At 55.1% G+C, this 730-nt stretch carries 1 protein-coding gene; it reads left to right on the top strand.

Annotated elements, in window-relative coordinates:
- The coding region (locus HMPREF2822_RS06540; RefSeq protein ID WP_198530962.1) for an HNH endonuclease signature motif containing protein at positions 1–627 on the top strand (627 nt) is incomplete at its 5' end.
- Positions 628–730 lie beyond the last annotated feature (103 nt).

Genomic DNA, 730 nt, shown 5'->3' on the forward strand with positions numbered 1-730 from the left:
CCACCAGCCACCGTAGTCTTACACACCTATCAGGCCTGCGATATTGAGAATGCCCCAACCTTTATTGAAGGCTTCGGCTGGCGCCAAGAAGCCATGCCGCATGATAAAACCCGGGATCTAACCGGCGAGGTAGCCGAAGCAGACGGCTACCAACCAGGTGTTGTCATGCGCAAACACGTCGAAGGCCGCGACGGGACCTGCCGAGTCGGCGGATGCAACAAACCAGCTTTCCTCACCCAGTTAGACCACCGACATAACTGGGCTGAAGGCGGGCCAACACACCCGAAGAACCTGGCATGTTTATGCCAAGGACATCACAACATGAAAACCGATGGCACCCTCAAATACTTGCTGGACCCCTACAGTGGGGATGTTATCTGGCTTTTCGCTGACGGTACCTGGACCATCAACGAAGCAGAAGGACCCCTGGCGCCCAAGCAAAAACGGTGGGCACAAACCGTAGCCCAACACATCACCGCCACCAGAAAACGCGTGCGTGAAGAAGCCCAACAGCTCAAACAAGAACTCGACGACTACCACGCACAACAACAAGCCAAAGCCAAGGCCGAAACCAAAGCCGAAACCCAAACCAACACCAACACCGGCGACGAGGACATCCCCTTCTAAAACCTGGGTCGTCGAATCAAACGACGAAAAAGGCGAAAACACCCGTCGATTCAAACGACGACGATGACGAAGAACAGGGGCCTAGCCCTCGTCGAATCAAACG

The organism is Corynebacterium sp. HMSC062E11 (genome assembly GCF_001811845.1).
In the GTDB taxonomy this organism is placed as follows: Bacteria; Actinomycetota; Actinomycetes; order Mycobacteriales; family Mycobacteriaceae; genus Corynebacterium; species Corynebacterium hesseae.